This is a genomic window from Oribacterium sp. HCP3S3_B9, from assembly GCF_052064255.1.
In the GTDB taxonomy this organism is placed as follows: Bacteria; Bacillota; Clostridia; order Lachnospirales; family Lachnospiraceae; genus Oribacterium.
In genome coordinates this window covers 1-1,562 of record NZ_JBQHVY010000048.1, presented here as the reverse complement: position 1 = coordinate 1,562, position 1,562 = coordinate 1, and the positions used below count along the sequence as shown (strand labels likewise).

Sequence of the window (1,562 nt, the reverse complement as noted above, 5' to 3'; positions counted from 1 at the left end):
GGTCGGGATGCTCCGCCGCCCTGACTGGGGCCGGATGCCCCGCGTCCCGCACCGCATCCGTGGCCATATCGACCCGAGCCTGTGGCTCGACCCTGATCCGGTGGACGACACCGAGCCGTCCACGCCTACTGCCTGAGGAGACTCCCATGACCACCACCCCCAACCCCATCAGCATCGCTCCCGAGGATCGTCCGGCGATCGCCGCCCGTCGTGGCTGGCAGACCCTGCGGCAGGGCCTCGCGATCGCTGTCGGACTCGCTGTGCTCACCACCCTCGTCGGCTCGCTCGCGGCCCCGTCGCTGCGTGACTGGCTGGCGTCGTGGGAGGTGTGGACCTGGTCCGCGATCCAGGCCGCAGGTACGGCGCTGCTGGCGTACCTGCTGCGCCGCTACCAGGACGACAGTGGCGTGGCCCCCCGCCATGCCGCTGACGAGGATGAGGGAGCCACCTAGCCCGCCCCGAACACAAATTTGCCCCCCCGACCGCTGTGGTCGGGGGGGCAAATTGTGTGTCATCACATCGGGCGGGTGCTGGGAAGACCCAAGGCCGCACCCGGCTGATGCCGGGGGCGTTCTTTACAGGCTGAAACCGCGAGCCCCGCGGCCAGAATCCCGGACGTTCAGCGGGCCGTGAGCTTGTCCTTCGCGGCGGCGAGGTCCATCTCGGCCTGATGGACATGCCATCGGGCGCACATGGCACGCAGCGCGTCGATCCGGCGCGCCAGGGTCTCCACGTCGCCCAGTCCGCGGCCTTGGTAGCGCAGCTGGCGGGCCTGCCAACAGTCGATCAGGCCGAGGCCGTGCTCCGCCCAATCGCTTGCGGCTTTGCTCGGGTGGCCCAGCTCCGGTCGAGGGTCGAGGCGCATCATGTCGAGCGTCACGCCAACAGCCTCGGAAAGCGTGAGCTGGGAGTAGGGGACAACGCTGGCCACGAGCGCCAGGTGGCCCACGGCGTCCTGCCTCTGAGAGGAGGCGTTGATGTAGCCGTAGACATCCGGCATTGAAACCTGGTACCAGCGCCAGCCGCCGTCGACCGAGTGCGCGCTGGGCTGGCGATCTCCGCCGAGAATCCGGGCCAGATGTTTGGCTGTGAGCGCGCGAGGCTTGCCGAAAGCGACCGGGGAGGGCTCGCCAGAGTCAGTTTCTGCGACCACTAGCGCCGGGTCCACAACGGGACGACCGCGAAGGAGGTAGCCGTGGCCCATATGCGCCAGGTCGTGGTCGAGCCGTTGGAGAATGCGGGACGCGTCACGCCAGGCCCGCGTGGCGATGTATCTAGCCATGGTTGTGGAGTGCGGCGTAGGCCCACTCCACCTCGATATCAGGATCAGCCAGCATCGCCCGACCAGCCGCCGCCGCCCACCACCCACGAGGACGATCCCCCACAGGTCCACGCGACAGCGCGATCGGCATCTCAGCGTCCAGCATCCGCCGCACCTGCTCATCATGGCGGGGCCAGCTCAGCCCAGATCAGAGCCTCGGCCCGCTCACTGATCCGGTCCCGCTCAGACTCCCACGACCGCAGGCCGCCGCCGTCATCGGCTGAGGGTCCGGTACACGGTG

2 protein-coding genes are annotated in these 1,562 nt (G+C 69.0%); one reads left to right on the top strand and one right to left on the bottom strand.

The genetic code is table 11. From position 1 onward, the window contains the following. The first annotated feature begins 146 nt into the window (after positions 1-146). The gene (locus ACTNC3_RS11310; RefSeq protein ID WP_441042439.1) at positions 147-452 is read left to right on the top strand and encodes a hypothetical protein; all 306 of its coding nucleotides are present in this window, start codon (positions 147-149) and stop codon (positions 450-452) included. A gap of 167 nt (positions 453-619) precedes the next feature. Here the strand turns inward: ACTNC3_RS11310 and ACTNC3_RS11305 are convergent, their stop codons facing one another. Then, entirely contained in the window at positions 620-1,282 is a 663-nt protein-coding gene (locus tag ACTNC3_RS11305; RefSeq protein WP_441227491.1) for a hypothetical protein, read from the bottom strand. Positions 1,283-1,562 lie beyond the last annotated feature (280 nt).

What these genes read in the sequence shown, in the direction of transcription:
- ACTNC3_RS11305 (WP_441227491.1), bottom strand. Translation starts at nt 1,282, where the DNA reads ATGGCTAGATACATCGCCACGCGGGCCTGGCGTGACGCGTCCCGCATT.
- ACTNC3_RS11310 (WP_441042439.1), top strand. Translation starts at nt 147, where the DNA reads ATGACCACCACCCCCAACCCCATCAGCATCGCTCCCGAGGATCGTCCG.